Origin of the sequence: Mesorhizobium delmotii (assembly GCF_900149755.1) — a bacterium.
Taxonomy (GTDB): domain Bacteria; phylum Pseudomonadota; class Alphaproteobacteria; order Rhizobiales; family Rhizobiaceae; genus Mesorhizobium; species Mesorhizobium delmotii.
Window position 1 is genome coordinate 117,784 of record NZ_FUIG01000043.1, and the last position, 19,098, is coordinate 136,881.

Sequence of the window (19,098 nt, forward strand, 5' to 3'; positions counted from 1 at the left end):
GTTCCAAACTAGCAGACCACTAGTGCAAGGCAGGTTCAAGTCGAACCATTCCGAGTGGAAAACTCGAATCGATTGAAACGCGCAAACGTCCCTGTTCGTCTCTCGCCTCAGCGCTTCAGCACATCGACACCGGGCAGCGGCTTGCCCTCCATCCATTCCAGGAAGGCGCCGCCGGCGGTCGAGACATAGGTGAAGTCGTCGGCGACGCCGGCATGGTTGAGTGCTGCCACCGTGTCGCCGCCGCCGGCGACCGAGATCAATTTGCCGGCCTTGGTGCGGGCCGCGGCGTGCTTGGCTGCCGCCACCGTCGCCCGGTCGAACGGCTCGATCTCGAAGGCGCCGAGCGGACCATTCCAGACCAGCGTCGCACCGCGGTCGATCCAGTCGGCAACGGTCTTCACGGTTTTTTCGCCGACATCGAGGATCATGGTGTCGGCCGGCACCTCTGATATGGCGACGGTTTCGCTGGCGGCGCCCGCCTTGAATTCCCTGGCGACGACACCGTCGATCGGCAGGATGACGGCGCAGCCGGCTTCGGCCGCCTCGATCATGATCTGCTTGGCGGTGTTGGCGAGGTCGTGCTCGCACAGCGACTTTCCGACATCGGTCCCCCGCGCGGCCAGGAAGGTGTTGGCCATGCCGCCGCCGATGACCAGCGCGTCGACCTTCTTCACCAGATTCATCAGCAGGTCGATCTTGCTCGAGACTTTGGCGCCGCCAACGATGGCGACGACAGGGCGCGCGGGATTGCCGAGGCCCTTTTCCAGGGCGTCGAGTTCGGCCTGCATGGTACGGCCGGCGAAAGCCGGCAGCAGGTGCGCAAGCCCTTCCGTCGACGAATGGGCGCGGTGGGCAGCGGAAAAGGCGTCGTTGACGAAGATGTCGCCATTGGCGGCGAGCTTTTCGGTGAAGTCCGGGTCGTTCTTCTCCTCGCCCTTGTAGAAGCGGGTGTTCTCGAGCAGCAGCACGTCGCCGTTGTTCATGGCGGCGACGGCGCTCGCCGCTGCGTCGCCGATGCAATCGGCCGCGAAGCCGACAGGGCGGCCGAGCACCTCCGCGGTCGCCTTGGCGATCGGCTCAAGCGAGAATTCGGGCGACGGTCCATCCTTGGGCCGGCCGAAATGGGCAAGCAGGATGACCTTGGCGCCCTTGCCGGAAAGCTCGGCGATGGTCGGCGCGATGCGCTCGATGCGGGTGGCGTCGGTGACCTTGCCGCCGGCGACAGGAACGTTGAGGTCGACGCGCACCAGCACGCGCTTGCCATCGATATTGCCAATGTCGTCCAGTGTCTTAAAGCCGGCCATGCTGTTCCCTTTCGCAAAAAACGCCGGGACCTTAACCCGCATCAACGACGATGCAAGACCTGCAATGGTGCTACGCAGAAAATATGACCACGGCTTGTGTCGGACGCCGTCAGCCCCCGTCGGTTGCCTTTTCCACCACCGGCTGTGGAGCGGGTTCCGCGTCCGCCGGCGCCTCGGCACTCCGCTTTTTGATCCGCTTGCGCCAATTGCGCACAAAGGCAACGATGCGGTCGGCGATTTCGCCGGCACTCAGGAACACCGGCACCCGTGCCACCGGCGCGGTCGGCTCGAGGGAAAGACCGAGACTAGTAATCTTGCCCTTGTCGTCGACGTCGCGGACGATCAGCTCGATCGGACCAATCAGCACGCGGTCGGCATATTCGGCATGGCCGCCGAGCCGCTCCGTCACAAGGTCGCCGACGGTCAGCTTGCGTTCCTCCTCGGTCAGGCCCGGCGCGTAAGCGGCTTCCAGTTCCGCGGCGGAGCGCGCCGGATCGACGGCGAAGGCGCCGAAGAAGTCCGCATCCTCGGGATCGACCACGGCGCGGCTGGCGAACAGCTTGTCGAGCAGGGCTGGATAGCGATCCGGCACGAAGATGTAGACATGGTCGCCGGCGGCGAGCCTGCCCATGTCCTGGAAGCGCATCGAGCGTCCATCACGCAGCACCAGCGACGGCCGCGCCCAGCGCGGAATGCGCTCACCGCGCGCCACCGGGCTGCCAGGTGCTACGCGGTAGGCGAGCAGTTCGTGATGGGCGGAGCCCGGCAATTCGAGTTCGACCTTGTCCAACGGACCCAGGCGGGCCGGCACGATCAGGCCGAGGCGGCGCGCCAGCGGTCCGACGGTCCATCCCTGGATGACCAGCGATACCAACACCACGATGAAGGCGGTGTTGAAGATGAGGCGGCCATTCTCAAGACCGCCAAGCAGCGGCGTGATGGCGAGCAGGATCGACACGGCGCCACGCAGACCCACCCATGAGACGAAGGCGACTTCCGGGCGCGGCAGACGAAACGGTATGAGGCAAAGCCAGACGGCGATTGGCCGCGCCACAAATATCAGGAACAGGCCCAGCAGCACCGCCGGCAGCAGGATCGCCGGAAATTGCGAGGGCGTCGCGAACAGGCCGAGGATCAGGAACATGATGATCTGCGCCAGCCACGACATGCCGTCCTGGAAGCGCTTGAGGATGGTGACGGCGCGGATGTCGGAATTGCCGGCAATGAGGCCCGCGAGATAGACCGCCAGAAAGCCGGAGCCGCCAATGGCGCCGGCGGCGGCGAACACCATCAGCGACAGCGTCAGCACGAAGATCGGCAGCAGCCCGTGGTCGAGATTGAGCCGGTCGACGAGGCGAACGATGGCGAGGCCGCCGAAAATGCCGACAATGGCGCCAAGCCCCATGTTGAGAAGGAAGCCGAGGACGAGGTCGGTAACCAGCGCCCTGGCCTCGGGGCTGGCGTTGGCGGCGATGATCTCGACCAGGCTTATGGTCAGGAAGATGGCGATCGGGTCATTGGTGCCGGATTCCACCTCGAGCGTGGAACGCACGCGTTCGCGCAAATTGATTTCGCCGGCGCGCAACAGGAAGAACACCGCTGCCGCGTCGGTCGAGGCGACGGCAGCCCCGAGCAGGAAGGATTCCAGCCAGCTGAGATCGAGCAGATAATGGGCGACGGCGCCGAACAGGCCAGTGGTCAAAAGGACGCCGATGGTCGCCAGCGACAGCGCCGGTCCGGCCGCCTGCCGCAACGCGTTGAGCGGCGTGCCGAAACCGGAATCGAACAGGATGACCGCCAGCGCCAGTGAGCCGGCAAAATAAGCCAGCCGCGCATTGTCGAACGGGATGCCGAGGCCGTCGGTTCCCGTGGCCAGGCCAATGCAGAGAAACAGCAGCAAGAGAGGGGCGCCGAAGCGGAAGGCGATCAGACTCGAAAACGCGGCGGCGACGACGAGCGCGGCGCCGACTAGCGTCATGAGATAGATCGCATGCTCCATCCGCCAATTGCCCCGCGAATTCGTGTTCCTCTCGCTTTACGGCAGAGTGAGGCGAAGACATGACCGGTGCAAGGCGTGAGGGTGGTTTTTTGCCCTATGCCGCTGATTTTTGAGTGTTTTGGCGCTCAAGGCGCGGTCTTGCCAAACAAACCCTTAGAGCGTCGTTTGCGCATCCAAAAGGGCGCTGGGCGCTCTCATGAAAACGCCCGGACAGGCCGGGCGTCTTCAAGTCGCAAGAAGATGGTTCTGCGATCAGGCGATGGTCTTGCCGAACGCGACGGCGGTGTCGGCCATGCGGTTGGAAAAACCCCATTCATTGTCGTACCAGGACAGCACCGAAACGAAGTTGCCGTCCATGACCTTGGTCTGGTCGAGCGCCATGATCGAGGAATGCGGATCGTGGTTGAAGTCGATCGACACGTTCGGATGACGGGTGACGGCGAGAACGCCTTTCAGCTTGCCGTTGGAGGCGGCGATCACCGCCTCGTTGATTTCCTGCACCGTGGTCGCACGCTTGGCGATGAACTTGAAATCGACGACCGAGACGTTCGGGGTCGGCACGCGGATGGAGATGCCGTCGAGCTTGCCCTTGAGGTCGGGCAGCACCAGGCCGATCGCCTTGGCCGCGCCGGTCGAGGTCGGGATCTGCGACAGCGCCGCGGCGCGGGCACGGTAGAGATCCTTGTGCATGGTGTCCAATGTCGGCTGGTCGCCGGTGTAGGAGTGGATCGTCGTCATCATGCCTTTCTCGATGCCGACGGCCTCATGCAGCACGGCTGCCAGCGGCGCCAGGCAGTTGGTGGTGCAGGAGGCGTTCGAGATGACGATGTGGTCCTTGGTCAGCTTGTCATGGTTGATGCCATAGACGACGGTGAGATCGGCGCCCTCCGCAGGCGCCGAGACGAGGACGCGCTTGGCGCCGGCGGTCAGATGCGCGACGGCCTTGTCGCGGGCGGTGAAGATGCCGGTGCATTCGAGCGCGATGTCGATGCCGAGATCCTTCCACGGCAGCTGCGTCGGGTCCTTGATCGCGGTGACCTTGAATTTTTCGGTGCCGACGGTGATCTGGTCACCGTCAACCGTCACTTCATGCGGGAAGCGGCCATGCACGCTGTCGAAGCGCAGCAGATGCGCGTTGGTCTCGACCGGGCCGAGGTCGTTGACGGCGACGACGTCGATGTCCTTGCGGCCGGATTCGTGGATGGCGCGCAGGATGTTGCGGCCGATGCGGCCGAATCCGTTGATGGCAACTCTGACGGTCATTTTTCTCTCCCTGGGAGTTGGAGGCCGAAGATCAAGTCCGCAGCTTCATAACGGCGGGCTGTCAAAGAATCCAGCCGTCGATGGGTTGGATTTAAGTCCACCAGACGCAGGCTGCCCGCAAAACCACTATGCGCGGTTTCGCGGGAGCCTGGCTTTACTCGCCGTGCAGGCGGGCTTCCGCTGCCTTCACCGTCGCTTCGGCGGTGATGCCGAAATGCGGATAGAGCTGTTCGATCGTGCCAGAGGCGCCGAAGCCGGTCATGCCGATGAAGATGCCGTCGGTGCCGATGAAATGATCCCAGCCCTGGCGGATGCCGGCTTCGATGGCAATCTTGATCGGTGCGTTGCCGATCGTCTTGTTGCGATAATCGGCGCTCTGCTTGTCGAACAATTCGAAGCAGGGGACAGAGACGACGCGGGTCGGATGGCCGTGCTTCTCCAATGCCTCGCGTGCCGCCAGCGCGATCTCGACCTCCGAGCCCGAAGCGAAGATCGTCACCGCCGCATTGCCACTGGCGGCGGCCAGCTCATAGGCGCCCTGGCGGCTGAGGTTCTCCGCAACGAAGTCGTTGCGCACCGCCGGCAGGTTCTGCCGGGTCAGCGCCAGCGTCGAAGGCGTCTTTTCCTGCTCGATAGCCAGTTGCCAGCATTCGGCGGTCTCGACCGCGTCCGCCGGGCGGAAGACATTGTGGTTCGGAATGGCGCGCAGCGCGGCCAGGTGCTCGACCGGCTGATGGGTCGGGCCGTCTTCGCCGAGACCGATGGAATCATGGGTCATGACGAAGATCGAGCGGATGCCCATCAGCGAAGCAAGCCGCATCGACGGGCGGGCGTAGTCGGAAAAGCACATGAACGTGCCGCCATAGGCGATGATGCCGCCATGCAGCGTCAGTCCGTTGAGCGCGGCAGCCATGCCGTGCTCGCGGACGCCGTAGTGAACGTAGCGCTGGCCGTAGTCGTCGGCAGTGATGTTCTTGGTCTGGCTGGTCTTGGTGTTGTTGGAGCCGGTCAGGTCGGCTGAGCCGCCGATGGTTTCCGGCACCGCGCCGTTGATGATTTCGAGCGCCATTTCCGACGATTTGCGGGTGGCGACCTTCGGTTTATCGGCGGCGAGCTTTTTCTTGTAGTCGGTGATGACGGCGTCGAAATTCGCCGGCAGCGTACCACTGATGCGGCGCTCGAATTCGCTGCGCAATTGGGCGTCGGCCTTGGCAAGGCGGCCTTCCCAGTCGGTGCGTGCCTTGATGCCCGTCTTGCCGGCGTCGCGCCAGGCATCGAGGATATCGGCAGGAAGCTCGAAAGGCGGATAATCCCAACCGAAGAATTTTCTCGCGCCGGCGATTTCCTCAGCGCCGAGCGGCGAACCGTGTGCCTTGTTGGTGCCGGCCTTGGTCGGGGCGCCGAAGCCGATCGTCGTCTTGCAGGCGATCATCGTCGGTTTGTCGGAATGGCGGGCCGCCTCGATGGCATAGGCTATTGCTTCCGGATCCTGGCCGTCGATGTGGCTGGCGTTCCAGCCGGACGCCTGGAAGCGAGCGACCTGATCGGTGTTGTCGGCCAGCGACACCGGGCCGTCGATCGAGATGTTGTTGTTGTCCCAAAAGACGATCAGCTTGTTCAGCTTGAGATGTCCGGCAAGTGCGATGGCCTCCTGCGAGACGCCTTCCATCAGGCAGCCGTCGCCGGCCAGCACATAGGTGTAGTGGTCGACCAGGTCATTGCCGAAGGCGGCATTCATGATGCGCTCGCCGAGTGCGAAGCCAACGGAATTGGCAAGGCCCTGGCCGAGCGGGCCGGTCGTCGTCTCGATGCCGGCGGCATGGCCATATTCGGGATGGCCTGCCGTCCTCGACCCCACTTGCCGAAAATGCTTGATCTGGTCGAGAGTGATGTCCTCGTAGCCGGTCAGATGAAGCAGCGAATAAAGCAGCATCGAACCGTGGCCGGCCGACAGGATGAAGCGGTCGCGATCGGGCCAATGCGGGCTCTTCGCATCGTATTTCAGGAACCGCGTGAACAGCACGGTGGCGATGTCGGCGCAGCCCATGGGCAGGCCGGGGTGGCCGGACTGGGCCTTCTCGACGGCGTCCATGGAAAGAAAACGGATCGCATTGGCCATCCGGTCATGTCGTTCACGCGAGGTCATGCTTCCTCCAGTGTGGGGGTTTGGGGCCTTGGGAGAGCCCTGGAAAAGGGTGCGCGACACATAGCAGGCGCGGCTTTTTAGTCAACAAACCGGCGCGCTTTTGCCGATCTTGTTAGTCAATAAACTGGCGCTTTTGCCGGTCTTGTGATGGCCCCAGAAGGGCCTTGGGGGCTCTACATTAGCGTTAGCAGGGGACAGTCGCGAGAGCTTTGTTGACGTCACCTTCACACGGCGGGTAATGTTTCAGACATAACGCGTTCTGAACGTGGATGATTCGGTGATGGGCAGGGCGCAGGACGAAAGCCATGACCGGGGAAACGACACTCAAGGAAGTCATCGCCAGGCTGGGTAAGGCCATCGAAGGGCTGGAAAATGCCGTCGCGGCCAAGCTCGAGCACGAGCGCGACTATACGGAAGCCGAGGCGGAGGTGCAGCGCATGAACGCCGACCGCTCGCGGCTGGCGCAGGAACTCGACAATTCCGAAGCGCGCGCCGAACGGCTGGAAGACGCCAACAAGGAAGTGTCGCGTCGGCTGGTGACCGCCATGGAAACCATCCGCGCCGTGTTGGACAGATAGGGGCTGGCCCAATGGCACAAGTCACGGTTTCCATCGACGGCAAGCAGTATCGCATGGCTTGCGACGAGGGCCAGGAAGAACATCTGATCGATCTTGCCGAGCGCTTCGACCGCTATGTCTCGCATCTGAAGGATTCGTTCGGCGAGATCGGCGACCAGCGGCTGACGGTGATGGCCGGCATCATGGTCATGGACGAGCTTTCGGAATTGCAAAAACGCGTCAAGGGCATGGAAAGCGAAGTGCTGACGCTGCGCAAGACGCGTGACGATGCGCTGACCAAGGCCGATAAGAACGATACCGTGCTGACCCAAGCGCTTGGCGCGCTCGCCCAGCGCATGGAAGACCTGGCGACGACGCTGGCGGTGAACAAGGGCTGAGCCAGCGCAGCGGAAATTCCTGCTGCCTTTGCCGAGAAGCAATGAAAATATTTCGCAGCCGGCCTTGATGCGGGCGCAACAGGCGTTTGAAGGATGACGCCGGAGTGGTAGAAAGGCAAAAGCAGCGCCGGTCAATGCCGGCTGCAATCTGCACTCACAGGGTAGGGACACGTCATGAGCCTCCGTATCAACGATACCGCGCCGGATTTCACGGCCGAAACTACGCAAGGGACGATCAGCTTCCACGAATGGATCGGTGACGGCTGGGCGGTGCTTTTCAGCCATCCGAAGAATTTCACGCCGGTCTGCACGACCGAACTCGGCACGATGGCCGGCCTGGAAGGCGAGTTCAAGAAGCGCAACGTCAAGATCATCGGCATTTCCGTCGACCCGGTCGAAAGCCATGGCAAATGGCAGGATGATATCAAGAAGGCGACCGGCCAATCGGTGAACTATCCGCTGATCGGCGACAAGGATCTCAAGGTCGCCAAGCTTTACGAGATGCTGCCGGCCGGCGCCGGCGAAACCTCGGAAGGGCGCACACCCGCAGACAACGCGACGGTGCGTTCGGTCTACGTCATCGGCCCCGACAAGAAGATCAAGCTGGTTCTCACCTATCCGATGACCACCGGCCGCAACTTCGATGAGATCCTGCGCGCGATCGATTCCATACAGTTGACCGCCAAGCACCAGGTGGCGACGCCGGCGAACTGGAAGCAGGGCGAGGACGTCATCATCACCGCAGCTGTTTCCAATGAGGACGCGATCAAGCGTTTCGGCGCCTACGAGACGGTCCTGCCGTATCTCCGGAAGACCAAGCAGCCCTCCGCCTGAGCGGCCAGGGCGGCACGGAAGGATTTTCGGCCTTTTTGCCTCGGCGAAGCATGCGGTGCTTGACGGCGTGGCGTTGGCGAATGAACATGCTCTTCTTTTACCCCGGCAGGGAAAACTATTCCTGCCGGGTGGGAGTTGAGGGAGCCGGGATTGGACGCGACATCGGCCAAGCTGCAGGTGGCAGGCTTTTACGACAAGCCGAGCGGGTCCATCCAGTATGTCGTCGCCGACCCGCAGACGCGACGATGCGCAATCATTGATCCGGTCCTCGATTTCGACGAGAAGTCCGGCGCCACGGCGACGAAAAATGCCGACGCTCTGCTCGATTTCATCAGGGAAAACGGGCTGGAGGTCGAGTGGATCCTCGACACGCACCCGCATGCGGACCATTTCTCGGCGGCCCACTATCTCAGCACGAAGACAGGAGCGCCCACCGCGATCGGCGAGAAGGTCGTCGGCGTCCAGAAATTGTGGAAGGCGATCTACAACTGGCCGGATTTTCCTGCCGACGGATCCCAGTGGAACAGGCTGTTTGCCGATGGCGAGACCTTTTCGGTCGGCGCCATTCCGGCAAAGGTGCTTTTTTCGCCAGGCCACACGCTGGCCTCGATCACCTATGTGATCGGCGACGCCGCTTTCATCCATGATACGCTGTTCATGCCGGACAGCGGCACGGCGAGAGCGGACTTTCCCGGCGGCAGTGCCGCGCAACTCTGGCGTTCGATCCAGGATATCCTCGCGCTGCCGGACGAGACACGTCTTTTCGTCGGCCATGACTACCAGACGGAAGGACGCGAACCCTTGTGGGAGAGCACGGTCGCGGAGCAGAAATCCAAGAACACCCATGTTGCCGGCTGCAGGACAGAGGCCGATTTCGTGGCGTTGCGCGAGGCGCGCGACAGGACGCTGCCGATGCCGAGGCTGATCCTGCATGCGCTGCAGGTCAACATGAACGGCGGGCGTTTGCCGGAACCGGAATCCAACGGTCGCCGCTATCTGAAGTTTCCGCTCGATTGCCTGTGATCAGATGGGTCGCTGGCACTACAACTCTAATTCAAACTCGGCGCCGCCCCTCATCGCCCTGCCGGGCACTTCTCCCCGCAAAGTGACCGGGAGAAGGACGCTTTCACTGACGATTTCGCTAATTTTCGACGTTGCAAGAAAGAGTGGCGGCGGTGCGATCTGCCTCTTCTCCCCGTCACTATATGGGGAGAAGATGGCGGCAGCCGGATGAGGGGCAGCGCAGACGCCAGCTAGCTTCAGGGATTTGTTCGGCGAACTAAATGTTCATACGTGATTTGCCAAGGGTCGCTCTCGGAAGATCTTTCCTCGCCGATCCAGTGGAAGCTGTTGGCAGTGATCTCGGTGAAACGCCATCGAGTTTTCAGACCGCGCGAGTCAGTGCCGAGTTGGACAATGTCCTTACCCTCGGCCCGCCCGATCTGGCGCGAGTGATCTCGGTTGAGCGGGTCGTTCCATATGATGTGCCAGCCATCGATCCCAGGATCGAAGATGCGCAAAGTCGTGCCATACATCGTGGACGGCGCAGGGCGCTTGGGCCTAATCCAGACGTCCTGGATCGCGCGGCCTTCGAGCACCCAGCCAAAATGGCATTCTCCATTCCACTTCTGGATTGTGCCGTCGTCGAGGTAGTGGACCGTGTCCATTTCCCAGCTTCCAATTAGCCATCCATACAGGTCCATGTCTTTCGCTCGGTCGGCTGGGGGACCTTCGGATCCGAGAGCGGTGAGAAACGGAGAAATCGTCATCGTCATACTGCCTTTGGTTTCCAAATAGGCGAGCTCAACTGCCCAGCGCAGTCCCGGCGGCCCTTTGTCGCGCCCGCTTGCCGCAAGCGCCGCCTTGTGAAATTCCGCGACGGAAGCCCGTGTCGGCGCCGGAACATTGCCGCCACAATTTGCAGCGTTGCGGTTTCCAGGGCTTGGGGAAAATTGCTATAATGCCGCTATGAGCCGGCCAGGCTGATCACACCGATGATTGAGCGGTTTATGGCGACGGATCGGGCGCTCGCGAAGGCGCGGCGGAACCGGCAGCCCTGGCTAGAGTATGACACCAAGCGACAGTTCTTCCGGCAGTCCGAGGACCCATAATAAAGGCGGCGCCAGTTACCTGACGCCGCCGTTATTTGTTTCCGTCGGAAGCTTTATGCGGCCGGCTGCGCCTCGATGGTGCGCAGGGCCTGCATCTGGCGCTTGGCCGCGGCCTTGACCGCGTCCTGCACCTTCTCGAAGGCGCGCACCTCGATCTGGCGCACGCGCTCGCGGCTGATGTCGAACTCGGCCGACAGCTCTTCCAGCGTCAGCGGCTCCTCGGCCAGGCGGCGCGCCTCGAAGATGCGCCGCTCGCGCTCGTTGAGCACGGCAAGAGCGCCCGACAGCATGCCGCGCCGGTTTTCCAGCTCGTCCTGCTCGATCAGCGCTTCTTCCTGGCTTTCGTGGTCGTCGACGAGCCAGTCCTGCCATTCACCAGATTCACCTTCGCTCGCCCGGATCGGTGCGTTGAGCGAGGCGTCGCCCGACAGGCGGCGGTTCATCGACACCACCTCCGCTTCGGACACGTTGAGGCGGGTGGCGATCTCGGTGATCTGGTCAGGCTTCAAATCGCCGTCGTCGAGCGCCTGGATCTTGCCCTTCACCTTGCGCAGGTTGAAGAACAGGCGCTTCTGGTTGGCGGTCGTGCCCATCTTGACCAGGCTCCACGAGCGCAGGATGTATTCCTGGATCGAGGCCTTGATCCACCACATTGCGTAGGTGGCGAGCCGGAAGCCGCGCTCCGGTTCGAATTTCTTGACGGCCTGCATCAGGCCGACATTGCCTTCCGAGATCACCTCGCCGATCGGCAGGCCGTAGCCGCGATAGCCCATGGCGATCTTGGCGACGAGCCGAAGGTGGCTGGTGACGAGCTTGTGCGCAGCCGTGGTGTCCTCATGCTCGGCGTAACGCTTGGCGAGCATGTACTCTTCCTGCGGCTGAAGCATCGGAAAGCGACGGATTTCTTCCAGGTAGCGGCTGAGGCCGCCTTCGCCGGAAACGATACTGGGTAATGATTGGGCCATGATAGCGCCCCTCTCTCTTGGAGTGGTGCCCCCGAAATTCGGCGGGCATATATCGCGAACGCCAAAGGCTCGTTCGCGACAACCGGTGTATATAGGAACAAAACCAGAAAGGACAGCATTGGTTCAACACGAAACAGTGTGTCACGCCAAAGTGAACAACGCCGGTCAGGTTTTTGCCGATCAGGTTTTGAATGGATGGAAGGCGGATCAGAGTTTGCGAAAGCCGTCGACGAGTTCCTCCATATCCCTCGCTACAGGCGCCTCGAACCTCATCGTTAGATGGGTAGTCGGATGCCGAAATTCAAGCAGGCGGGCATGCAATGCCTGTCGCGGAAATGCCTTCACCCGACCTTTCAGCGGCTCGGGCAGCCGGTTCGCCTTGGTGCGAAAGGCCTGGCCGTAATCGGGATCGCCGACCACCGGATGGCCAATATGCGCCATGTGGACGCGGATTTGATGGGTGCGGCCGGTCTCGAGCCGGCATTCGACCAGGCTCGCCGTGGCAAATTCCTTTTGCTGCTCGCCAAAGCGCTCGATCACCGAGAAATGGGTGACGGCGTGGCGGGCATCGTCACGGCCCTCCGGCACCACGGCACGGCGCACGCGGTCGGCGGCGCGGCCGAGCGGCTCGTCGACCGTGCCTGTCGGTCTCATCGGGATGCCCCAGACCAGGGCCAGATAGGCGCGCTTGAGATCGCCGGTCAGGCCATGGTCGGCAAAGGCCTCCGACAATGACTTGTGGGCACGGTCAGTCTTGGCGACGACCATGACGCCGCTGGTCTCCTTGTCCAGGCGGTGGACGATGCCAGGCCGACGCACACCGCCGATGCCGGAAAGACTGTCGCCACAATGGTGAATCAGAGCGTTGACCAGCGTGCCGGTCCAGTTGCCGGCACCCGGATGGACGACAAGCCCCGGCGGCTTGTTGATGACGATCAATTCGTTGTCTTCATAGAGGACGTCGAGCGGGATCTCCTCGCCTTGCGGCTCCGCCGGCTCCGGCTGCGGCATGTCGACCGACACGCAGTCACCGGCCGCCATCTTGCGCTTGGTCTCGTTGACCGGCCGGCCGCCGACCTTGACCGCGCCCTGCCTGATCAGCATCTGCACCCGGCTGCGCGACATGTCCGGACCGAGCTTGCCAGCCAGCCATTGGTCGAGGCGCTGGCCGGCCGCATCGGGACCGGCTTCCAGCACGATCGATCCCCTGTTTGGCGATTCCCCGTCTGGCGATCCGCCCTCCATTAATCCATCCTCTATCAATATGGGGGCCTCTTCGTTATGAGCGCTCATCGAAAATCGTTCCGGAATGTTTTGCCATGGCTGCTGCCGACGAAGACGAGGAAAAGCCGCTCGACCCCGAAGTTGAAAAGGTGCGCAAGAAGCTTGTCCGCTTCGTCGCCATCAATCTCGGCCTGCTGTTCCTCGCCCTTATGGTGGTGATCGCTGCCCTTGTCTACAAAACGCGCACCACGCCGCCGGCAGCCCCATCACTTGCCGGCGACATCCAGGTGCCGGCCGGCGAGCCGCTGACCGGCGACATCGTGCTGCCGGTCGGCGCCAGGGTCATCAGCCAGTCGCTTGCCGGCAACCGCGTCTCCATCGATGCGGAGCTTGCCGACGGCAGCCGCGCGATCTTTGTCTACGACATCACTGAGCGGCGGATCATCGGCCGCTTTTCGATCCGCAACAAATGACTGGTTTCGCCGAAAATCGCCGCGTCGCCACCGTCGCGCTCGTCGTCAGAAACTATGACGAGGCGATCTCCTGGTATGTCGACAGGCTGGGCTTTTTGCTCACCGAGGATGTCGATCTTGGCGGTGGCAAGCGCTGGGTCACGGTGGCGCCGGCCAACGAACAGGGCGCGCGGCTGCTTCTGGCCGAAGCGGCCGATGATGCGCAAAGGGATAGCGTCGGCAACCAGACCGGCGGCCGCGTCTTTTTGTTTCTTGAAACCGACGATTTTGTCCGCGACCACGCGGCAATGCTCCAAAAGGGCGTTGAATTCCGTGAGGCGCCTCGCCACGAGGCCTATGGCATTGTGGCGGTTTTCGCCGATCTCCATGGAAATCTCTGGGACCTCATCGAGCCAAAACGATAGGCTTGCGACTGATGTTTTCCCGGCACCATAGACTGTCCGAAGGCCAGTTGCTTTTTCCCAGCCGTCAGCCTATATCGCCGGTTCTTGAACGCGCCCATCGTCTAGCGGTCAGGACACCGCCCTCTCACGGCGGGAACAGGGGTTCGATTCCCCTTGGGCGTACCAAGGATTTCAACGCTTAGCTCGCTTGCGATCTGTGCATCGAATGTTAGTCGATGAGCGACCATATACGGCCGCCAATGTTGGCGGACCTGAGGGTCTGGAGGCGCTGACGCAACCGTGGGCAATTTCCATAGGCCCCGCGCGTGCGATAAATGCCCGGAACCCACTCCGAAGAATCCTAGCCTTTGACCGGACACGGCTATTTGAAAGACTGACTTTAGCTTTTTTTTGCATTCTTTTGCAGCTAGTATGTATTTATACACATGAAAAGTGCAGACGTGATCAAAGCCCTAGAGGGGGATGGTTGGTATGAAGTTGCTCGAAGGGGCAGCCATGCACAGTTCAAACACAAGAAGAAAGCCGGTAGAGTCACGGTTCCACACCGCAAAAGGGATATTCCTTTGGGAACCCTGCGGAGCATTGAACGTCAATCCGGTCTAAAGCTGAGGTAGATGCAATGAAGCAGTATATCGGATTGATCCATAAGGATACCGACAGCGACTTCGGTGTGTCCTTTCCTGATTTTCCCGGCGTTGTCACCGCCGGCACCGATCTAGACGACGCTCGTGCTATGGCTGAAGAGGCCCTTGCCTTTCACATCGAAGGGCTTGTGGAAGATGGCGAAGCCATTCCAGAGCCCTCCAGCTTGGAAGATGTCATGGCCGACGCCGATAATCGAGACGGCGTTGCAATCCTGGTTGCGGTGAAGACCGAGGCCAAGAAAGCTGTCCGCGTGAACATCACGCTCGCTGAAGATGTTCTAACCCAAATTGACGCCTTTGCTGAGGCGCACGGCTATACCCGGTCCGGCTTTATCGCGAAGGCGGCTCAAAGGGTCATCGAGCTTGAGGGCGGCCTAAAGGCTCGCAGCGCTTAGCTACCGTTTGCGCAGCGGAGCCACGGCCGTGTCGGCGGCGTGAGCCGAAGCGATTGAAAGAAGACAAACCGATTTCTTCCGAGCTTCGCGCCCTGTTCTGGTCGCAGGCTAAGCGCCCGAAGAAGTTTCCTTGAACGCCTTGGACAGGCGATGGTGCCATCGCGTCCGTTTGCCTGAACCGGACAAGCCGCCTCCTGCCGAGCTGGCAACAATCCTGGATGACGGGGAAGCGATGCGGCGTAAGGCCGTAAGCGACCTGTGATCCAGGGCTTGGCGCACCGAGGCCTTCCAATGCAAGCGTCCCTATGTAGCCTGGCTTCTGGCGCATCGTCGCCGGTTGATTTAGCATCTCCTGATAATCCTCGCGCCAGGCACAAGGCAGCATAACCGCGAGCGGTACCGGGGGCGAAGTGAACACGACGTCGTCCGGCTGCCAGGGAGAGGGCCAATGCAGAAACTTCAATCGCAGGGCGTTCATCACATCACGCTGGTCGGCGCCGGGCGCCAGACTTCGATCGATTTCTGGGAAGGCGTGCTTGGCATGCCTTTTATCTTCGAGCAGCCCAATCTCGACAAGGCGAGCGAAAGCCATCTCTATTTCGATCCGGGTGACGGCCGGCTGATCACCATCTTCACCGACGAGAGCCGCACGCCGGTCAAGCGGCGCACGCCGACCGATACGGGCTGCGTCCATCACATCGCGTTTGCGGTGTCGCGCGTCACCTACCTGCAGGCGGTGGCCCGGCTTGACGTGCGCGGCATCAAGCACAGCGGCGTCAAGGATCGCGGTTTTATGGATTCGATCTATTTCGAGGATCCGCTCGGCCTGCTGATCGAGCTCGCCTCCTACCGTTTCGAGCCGCCGGCGGGCTTCACTCATGCCGATGTGCTGATGCAGGCGCACAAGATTCGCGTCGCGCGCGGCGACTACGCAATAGCCGAAGTGCATCTTGCCGACGCGATCCAGGCGCTGGTCGAGCGCTCCCGCGCGACCTTGTCGGAGGACCGCACGCCGAAAGATCCATACTGACGACAGGCCAAACAAAGGGAGGACACAATGGCAAAGACGACAACGAAGAGTGCGAAGAAGCCGGCCGCCAAGGCCGCTACGAAACCAGCTGCCAAGGCCGCGACAAAGCCTGCAGCCAGGGCGGCGAAAGCTTCCGCCAAGCCGGCAGCGAAAGCCGCCGCAAAGCCTGCAGCCAAGGCATCCGCGAAATCCGCGCGGAAGACCAAGGCGAAATCAGGAAAGAAGCCCGCGCTGACGCTCAGCATGCTGAAGCCGAGCGTCAACAATATGAGCGTTCGGGTGTTTGCACGCGCGGCCGGGCTCGATCATTCCGAGACCGACGTATGGGGCCACACGCGCTTGCCTGAATACATGGCGCGAAACCCGGCCCATCTCACCCCGATGATCGAGGACAAGGGCTTGCCGAGAGGCGTGCTGTGGGAAAGCTGCGCCATCATGCAGTATCTCGCCAACAAGCATGGGCTGGAGAAATTATATCCCAAGGCGCCGGCCAAGCGGGCAATGATCGACAGCGCCATGTTCTACCTGATCGGCACGCTCTACCCCTATGTGGCGCGCGCCACCTATCCTGCGCTGAACTTCCCGCAGTATGCCGGCGAGGTCGGTCACAGCGACGCCGACCCCGACAGGAAGTCGGAAGCCCAGAAGGCCGCGGCGGCCGCAATTGCTGAGCCGCTGGAGGTCTTTCACAGCTTCTTCAGGAACGGCAAGCCGTTCATCGGCGGCAAGAACCCGTCGATCGCCGACATCCGCCTGGCGGCGACGCTCGAATTCCTGGCCGTCATCGACTACGCGCTGCCCCAATGGGCAAAAGATTACATGGCGGCGATCGAGAAAAAGCTCGGCAAGGCCTACGCCGAGCCGGCCGCCGACGTGCGCGGCTATATCGCCTATGTGAAGTCGCAGGCCGGGGCGTGAGGCTTTCGCTCTAACGGTTTTGCTTGCCCAGGCCGACCTAAACCGATGCCGAAGGCCCGCCGCCTTTTACGGGACGTAAGAATGTTTGAAGCGTCGACGACGAAGGCACGGTTGACCTGGAGGCAGCGGTCCTGATGATCAGGCCTGCGCGGGTGGCGTCCATGGAAGGGACTGTATATGACCCGCAAACTACCCTCATTCGCCGCGTTCGGTCTGGCGCTTGCTGCCCTGGCGGCGTGTGACCAAACTCAATCGGGAGGAACGCAGGCGACGACCGCTGGCCAATTGCCGCCACCTCCAGCTGACACGATGACGCCGGCACCCGCAACCCCGCCGCCAGCTCAGACCGCCCCTGCTCAGTAGCGATTGTAGGTTTCAAAAAGATGGAACCCTCGCCGGAGGCGGGGGTTCGCTTTCGGCATTGCGGCCGCAAATCGGCGCGGGCTGATTGATGCTGCGCTTGTCGTTCAGGGACCGAATATCACCAGCTCGGTGAATGTCAGATCTCCGAGCGAGGGTGGTCTGGGACCCTTGAAGTATTTCAGCCCTCGGTTGGGGCGGTACCACCCGAACAGGCCCGCAATCGGTCCCTTGGCGTCGACGACGCAAAGCAGGATGCCGCTTCGCCAGAGAAAGCGCCCGATGGCACCGGCGCACCGGCTCAAATCTGCGAGAGAGCGGCAATAGACGATCTGATAGGATGGGATAAGACCGCGCAATATCCGGCGCGGCATCAATACGAAGGGAAACGCCGCTCCGTCGCAAATGCAAATCAATGACAGGCAACCCAGCGCGGCGTGTTCCGAGAGTATGTATCTCTCACTGTCGGACAGCATCGCCATTTCCGCAAGATCGGGACGAGCTTCGAGCACGCGACATGACCGCTGCATCGAACTGAAGGCCGGCAAGAAGGCAAATTGTCCACTGGAAAAGAGGCGAAAGCCGAGCGCCAAATTGTGCTTTAATGTAGCAGGCGCCGGCGAAACGTTCGTGTAGGTTACGTCTCTTTGCTTGAGAATCGTCGTAATCAGCTTGATGGCATAGGGGCGGAATTCTTCGTCGACGGACCAGCTTGATAGGTTGCAGCGGATTTCGTCGCCTTCCTGCCTGCGATAACGGGTATAAAGGGTCAGCACGACGCCGACGATCCGACCAGCCTCCTCCAAAGCAAAGCCGTATTGTTGGCATTCGGCGATAGCAGGCCGCTGCGACAATCGGGTCAGCGCTTGTATCCAGTAACTCCGGTCACGCTCCGGAAAGCCCCGGCACAGGCAGTCGACTACTCCTTCCCAATCGGCTTCGCGAATTGGTCGACAGCGAACGCCGGGAGGGAGAGCGCCAAGTACGGCCATAATGAACCCCAGAACACGATCGTTACTTGGACGTGCTTCACATGCTAACACATTGGTGTACAACGATTAATAATATGTGCCGCATTTAAAGACGACTTTCCGCACTCATCACCAGAACGCAGATCAGGTTGGCCATGACGCGTCGACGAGCACCTCCCCGTCAGCTAAGGATTCGTTAACCAAATCCCTATCTACTGCTTGGCAATTCACCTCCAATTCGTGACCACGGATGTACTGGCGCGGTCGAGGTGGAAAGGAAAGGTCGGCCATGTGCCGGCCTTTTTGTTTCGTTTCCCGGGAAGCTGCGGCCTGACATTCGCGATTGTCGTTTGGCGTCAAGCCTTCAAAACAGCCGGCCTTGCTGTGCGGGCAAGGCGGAGGGACGAGGACTTGCAATGAAACGCACGGCAGGACTGTCGGTGATTGCCGGCTCGATATTGGCAGGCGCCAGCTGTCAATCGAATGCCGCATCGCTGAACACCATGGACGATGTCGGGGCTGCGATCCTCGCGTGCTGGACCCCGCCGGCGAATGCAGGGAATTCAACCGTCACATTTTACGAGATGTCAGTGTTGGGCGCGTCTCGCATTGACATGGCGTGCCAGTTCCGGCGTCTCGAAGACGTAGTCGCTCCAGGCCGATTCCGGAATCTGGCCGGCCAGGTAGCATTCCAGCAAAAGACTTTGCTCAGGACTGAGAGGTCTCGGCGCGCGCTCATGGTCCAGTCCCAGCGAGTGAAACAGATTTCTGGGCGAGTGAAACAGATTTCTGGTCAGGCCCGAGACAGTGAAGTGAATCGACATGTGCGGTCTCCTTTTGACCATCCAGCGCATGACCCAAAAATCGGGATCAACCTTCGCTCCGCTGCCCTTCGGTTCGGCAAGGACCATGCGCCGAACCAACGTCACAGCGGCCCTTTCTGCGTCCAAAGAGACGCGCGGCGCCGCAATACGGACGCGCGGCGCTGCAATGGCCGTTTAACGTCGAAGGCGGGATAAGGTTTCAACTGACTGGCGACACCGGATTGATCGGGGCGCCGGATCGATTGGTCAGCCTGAAACCCACCAGTCAGTTCATGCTT

19 protein-coding genes, 1 tRNA gene and 1 pseudogene are annotated in these 19,098 nt (G+C 61.5%); 12 read left to right on the plus strand and 9 right to left on the minus strand.

Annotated elements, in window-relative coordinates:
* Positions 1 to 107: 107 nt before the first annotated feature.
* The 4 genes from BQ8482_RS26060 to tkt all read right to left on the minus strand — a co-directional run bounded on the left by BQ8482_RS26060 (position 108) and on the right by tkt (position 6,712).
* Complete coding sequence (locus BQ8482_RS26060) at positions 108 to 1,304, minus strand: phosphoglycerate kinase (protein WP_123150299.1); 1,197 nt, start codon at positions 1,302 to 1,304, stop codon at positions 108 to 110.
* 109 nt (positions 1,305 to 1,413) lie between these two features.
* Entirely contained in the window at positions 1,414 to 3,303 is a 1,890-nt protein-coding gene (locus tag BQ8482_RS26065) for a potassium/proton antiporter (protein ID WP_123150204.1), read from the minus strand.
* 252 nt (positions 3,304 to 3,555) lie between these two features.
* Positions 3,556 to 4,566 carry a type I glyceraldehyde-3-phosphate dehydrogenase gene (gap, locus tag BQ8482_RS26070; RefSeq protein ID WP_123150205.1) on the minus strand — a complete coding sequence of 337 codons (1,011 nt, stop codon included), beginning with the start codon at positions 4,564 to 4,566 and terminating at the stop codon, positions 3,556 to 3,558.
* Positions 4,567 to 4,720: 154 nt separating this feature from the next.
* The gene (tkt, locus tag BQ8482_RS26075) at positions 4,721 to 6,712 is read right to left on the minus strand and encodes a transketolase (RefSeq protein ID WP_123150206.1); all 1,992 of its coding nucleotides are present in this window, start codon (positions 6,710 to 6,712) and stop codon (positions 4,721 to 4,723) included.
* A gap of 305 nt (positions 6,713 to 7,017) precedes the next feature.
* Here tkt and BQ8482_RS26080 point away from each other — a divergent pair, with 305 nt between their 5' ends.
* The 4 genes from BQ8482_RS26080 to BQ8482_RS26095 all read left to right on the plus strand — a co-directional run bounded on the left by BQ8482_RS26080 (position 7,018) and on the right by BQ8482_RS26095 (position 9,524).
* Positions 7,018 to 7,290, plus strand: a complete 273-nt coding sequence (locus tag BQ8482_RS26080; RefSeq protein ID WP_023797069.1) for a DUF4164 domain-containing protein — start codon at positions 7,018 to 7,020, stop codon at positions 7,288 to 7,290.
* Between the two features lie 11 nt (positions 7,291 to 7,301).
* Positions 7,302 to 7,667: a cell division protein ZapA gene (locus BQ8482_RS26085; protein WP_123150207.1), complete on the plus strand. Its 366-nt coding sequence runs from the start codon at positions 7,302 to 7,304 to the stop codon at positions 7,665 to 7,667.
* Positions 7,668 to 7,841: 174 nt separating this feature from the next.
* Positions 7,842 to 8,501: a peroxiredoxin gene (locus tag BQ8482_RS26090; RefSeq protein WP_123150208.1), complete on the plus strand. Its 660-nt coding sequence runs from the start codon at positions 7,842 to 7,844 to the stop codon at positions 8,499 to 8,501.
* 150 nt (positions 8,502 to 8,651) lie between these two features.
* Complete coding sequence (locus tag BQ8482_RS26095) at positions 8,652 to 9,524, plus strand: MBL fold metallo-hydrolase (protein ID WP_123150209.1); 873 nt, start codon at positions 8,652 to 8,654, stop codon at positions 9,522 to 9,524.
* A 236-nt stretch (positions 9,525 to 9,760) separates the two neighbouring features.
* Here the strand turns inward: BQ8482_RS26095 and BQ8482_RS26105 are convergent, their stop codons facing one another.
* Positions 9,761 to 10,168: a hypothetical protein gene (locus tag BQ8482_RS26105; protein WP_244602965.1), complete on the minus strand. Its 408-nt coding sequence runs from the start codon at positions 10,166 to 10,168 to the stop codon at positions 9,761 to 9,763.
* 303 nt (positions 10,169 to 10,471) lie between these two features.
* Between BQ8482_RS26105 and BQ8482_RS26110 the strand changes: the two are divergent.
* Positions 10,472 to 10,612: pseudogene (locus tag BQ8482_RS26110) on the plus strand (DUF2274 domain-containing protein); the annotation flags it as partial.
* A 53-nt stretch (positions 10,613 to 10,665) separates the two neighbouring features.
* On the opposite strand, the gene rpoH reads toward BQ8482_RS26110, so the two are convergent.
* Together rpoH and BQ8482_RS26120 are read right to left on the minus strand one after the other, a co-directional pair.
* The gene (rpoH, locus tag BQ8482_RS26115) at positions 10,666 to 11,577 is read right to left on the minus strand and encodes an RNA polymerase sigma factor RpoH (protein WP_029348727.1); all 912 of its coding nucleotides are present in this window, start codon (positions 11,575 to 11,577) and stop codon (positions 10,666 to 10,668) included.
* Positions 11,578 to 11,784: 207 nt separating this feature from the next.
* On the minus strand, positions 11,785 to 12,870 hold the full coding sequence (locus BQ8482_RS26120) for an RluA family pseudouridine synthase (RefSeq protein ID WP_123150211.1): 1,086 nt from the start codon (positions 12,868 to 12,870) through the stop codon (positions 11,785 to 11,787).
* A gap of 26 nt (positions 12,871 to 12,896) precedes the next feature.
* On the opposite strand from BQ8482_RS26120, the gene BQ8482_RS26125 reads away from it, so the two are divergent.
* The 7 genes from BQ8482_RS26125 (at position 12,897) to BQ8482_RS26155 (ending at position 16,665) form a co-directional block, all read left to right on the plus strand.
* A complete protein-coding gene (locus tag BQ8482_RS26125; RefSeq protein ID WP_123150212.1) occupies positions 12,897 to 13,274 on the plus strand; it encodes a fimbrial protein in 378 nt (125 codons plus the stop codon).
* Complete coding sequence (locus tag BQ8482_RS26130) at positions 13,271 to 13,678, plus strand: VOC family protein (protein ID WP_123150213.1); 408 nt, start codon at positions 13,271 to 13,273, stop codon at positions 13,676 to 13,678. The genes BQ8482_RS26125 and BQ8482_RS26130 overlap by 4 nt, the downstream gene beginning before the upstream one ends.
* Positions 13,679 to 13,768: 90 nt before the next feature.
* Positions 13,769 to 13,843, plus strand: a tRNA-Glu gene (locus tag BQ8482_RS26135).
* 260 nt (positions 13,844 to 14,103) lie between these two features.
* Complete coding sequence (locus BQ8482_RS26140; protein ID WP_123150214.1) at positions 14,104 to 14,292, plus strand: type II toxin-antitoxin system HicA family toxin; 189 nt, start codon at positions 14,104 to 14,106, stop codon at positions 14,290 to 14,292.
* A gap of 5 nt (positions 14,293 to 14,297) precedes the next feature.
* Positions 14,298 to 14,717: a type II toxin-antitoxin system HicB family antitoxin gene (locus tag BQ8482_RS26145; protein ID WP_123150215.1), complete on the plus strand. Its 420-nt coding sequence runs from the start codon at positions 14,298 to 14,300 to the stop codon at positions 14,715 to 14,717.
* Positions 14,718 to 15,165: 448 nt separating this feature from the next.
* Positions 15,166 to 15,747 carry a VOC family protein gene (locus tag BQ8482_RS26150; protein ID WP_123150216.1) on the plus strand — a complete coding sequence of 194 codons (582 nt, stop codon included), beginning with the start codon at positions 15,166 to 15,168 and terminating at the stop codon, positions 15,745 to 15,747.
* Between the two features lie 27 nt (positions 15,748 to 15,774).
* A complete protein-coding gene (locus tag BQ8482_RS26155; RefSeq protein WP_123150217.1) occupies positions 15,775 to 16,665 on the plus strand; it encodes a glutathione S-transferase family protein in 891 nt (296 codons plus the stop codon).
* Positions 16,666 to 17,132: 467 nt separating this feature from the next.
* Here BQ8482_RS26155 and BQ8482_RS26160 read toward each other — a convergent pair whose 3' ends face one another.
* Both BQ8482_RS26160 and BQ8482_RS26165 read right to left on the minus strand, forming a co-directional pair.
* Positions 17,133 to 18,017, minus strand: coding sequence for a GNAT family N-acetyltransferase (locus BQ8482_RS26160; protein ID WP_123150218.1), 885 nt, complete (start codon positions 18,015 to 18,017; stop codon positions 17,133 to 17,135).
* A 566-nt stretch (positions 18,018 to 18,583) separates the two neighbouring features.
* The gene (locus BQ8482_RS26165; RefSeq protein WP_123150302.1) at positions 18,584 to 18,820 is read right to left on the minus strand and encodes a hypothetical protein; all 237 of its coding nucleotides are present in this window, start codon (positions 18,818 to 18,820) and stop codon (positions 18,584 to 18,586) included.
* Positions 18,821 to 19,098 lie beyond the last annotated feature (278 nt).